Here is a 2,058-nt window from a genome sequence, read left to right on the forward strand (position 1 = left end):
TGTGTCCCGTGCCTGCCTTTCAACCCGGTAGAGCTGTTCGAAGAACCGCAGCGCCTGCTCGGGCGGACCACCGCCCTTCTTCCTCGCTTTGAGTGCATCGACAAAGCGACGCCGGGAGTGGGCCATGCATCCAATGTGGGTGGCCCCTTCCAGCGTGCGCCATGCGGTATAGCCGTCACTCATCACGATGCCACGGTAATCGCCGAGGAAGGCCTGCGGGTGGATTTGGCCGCGGCCTGGCTGATAGTCAAGAAGAACGATCGGCTGCTCACTGTCCTCGCCGCTGCGATAGGCCCACATGTACGATATGCTGGTGGCCTCTCTATCCTTTTCCTTGAGAACCTGAACCGTCGTCTCGTCGCCATGGATGAGAGGTTGTGATCTGAGCCGCAGCTTCAGGGCGTCATAAATCCGGGAGAGATGTTTTTCGCTCGAGCCGATTACCCAGTGGCCCAGAGCGCCGCGGCTGACCGGAACACCTGCGCGTTCGAAGGCCAGCGCCAGGCGGTAGAGTGGCGTGCCATCGACATATTTGTGAACCAGCGCGAACGCCAGCGTCGAGGCCGTGGCAACGCTGCCCGGCAACGGCTGCGTCGGCATCGGCGCGGTCACGACAGGGGCGTTGATCCCGGTGCGATCGCAATGGCGGCACCCATATTTGAATCGTACGTTCTGTAAAACCTTCGCCTTCACCTCAATATGAAGTTGCTCGGTGACAGCCTCGCCCATGCGATGCATCTGGCCACGGCAGCAAGGACACGCCTTCTGATCGTCGGGCAGGTCATACTCGACGCGCTCACGCGGCAGGTTTGCCGGCAGCGGCTTGCGGCCGCGCTTCTTTCCCGGCGCGCTTTCGACGGATGGCAAGCCCGTGTCCGGAAGTTCGGCGATATCGTTCGTTTCACTGCCGGCGTCATCCACATCGGCGGCCTGCTCGGCTTCATTGAAGAGACGATCGACGCGCTTTTCGCTGCGCGGCGCAAAACGATGCAGGCGTGCCAGCGCCAGTTCTTCCTCGAGCTTGACGACGCGGTCGGCGAGTTGATGGTTCTCCGCCTGCAGCGCAGCAATGCGCGCCAACAGCACCTCAACACTCGGATCGCCGGTTCGATTCATCGGAATCTTGAATCTGAACCGTACCGACGCGTCAACCGCTCAACTCGAGAGCTCAGCCGGCAACCTGATATTGCCGCACTGGATGACGGACCATCGCATCGATATCGATGCCGTCAAGAATCCAGTGCAATTGCTCGGTCGTCAGCGCGACGACCGCCTCCTGGCGGCGCGGCCATCGGAACTTGTCCTCGGTCAGCCGCTTCAGGACCAGCACAAAGCCGGACCGGTCGAAGAACAGCAACTTCATCCGGTCGCAACGGCGATTGCAGAACGCAAAAACCGCCGGAGTGAATGGATCGAGCGCCATCGTCTCCTGGACCAGAACCGCAAGGCTGTTGATGCCAGCCCGGAAGTCGATCGGCTCACGGTGCAGATAGACCTGCAGGTCACCGCCCAGTCTGAACATGGCCCAGGGCTCCGATGATCGCCGTCAATGCATCCACATCGCCGCATTCCAGCGCGAGCTTCACGCCGTTCGGCAGCGACGCGCTCACTTTGCTCAGACAGGATAAAGCCGGAGTCTCTTTGAGCTCCGACTTACCCACTTCATCGCAAGTCGCCGGTAAATCCACCGTCGTCACGCTGTCTTGCCGCAACAGGGCCCGCTCGGTGGTCCCCTCAAGCTGAACCGGGATGAACGCCGGGGGTGACGACGGCGGCAGCGACCTGGCCGCGGTGTGCTTCTTGATCCACTTCCGAAGGAGGTTCGCGTTGACCCCGTGTTCGAGCGCTAGTCTCGATACCGAAACGCCAGGCTCAAGGCAGGCCGCCACAAGACGCTCCTTCGATGTCGTCTCGTAGCGCCGGCGACCGTTCCGACCAACAAGCCTGACCCGCAGTTTCTGATCATCGTCGCTCATCACAAGGTGTCCACCTATTTAAGTGGACACCTCATGCATCAGAGCACTCAAAAGCAAAAGGTGCGGGGAAATTCGCGCTTAC

Annotated in this window: 3 protein-coding genes; all 3 read right to left on the reverse strand. The window is 61.0% G+C overall.

The genetic code is table 11. The features are described 5' to 3' along the window. Positions 1 to 1,116: IS66 family transposase (gene tnpC, locus AC5ZFO_RS47760; protein WP_496124236.1), on the reverse strand; the 1,116-nt coding region annotated here is incomplete at its 3' end. Positions 1,117 to 1,168: 52 nt separating this feature from the next. Beyond that, entirely contained in the window at positions 1,169 to 1,522 is a 354-nt protein-coding gene (gene tnpB, locus AC5ZFO_RS47765) for an IS66 family insertion sequence element accessory protein TnpB (protein WP_496124237.1), read from the reverse strand. After that, a complete protein-coding gene (gene tnpA, locus AC5ZFO_RS47770) occupies positions 1,503 to 1,976 on the reverse strand; it encodes an IS66-like element accessory protein TnpA (RefSeq protein ID WP_496124238.1) in 474 nt (157 codons plus the stop codon). Before tnpA ends, tnpB begins: the two co-directional genes overlap by 20 nt. Between the last annotated feature and the right edge of the window lie 82 nt (positions 1,977 to 2,058).

Source organism: Bradyrhizobium sp. Unk1 (genome assembly GCF_059512345.1).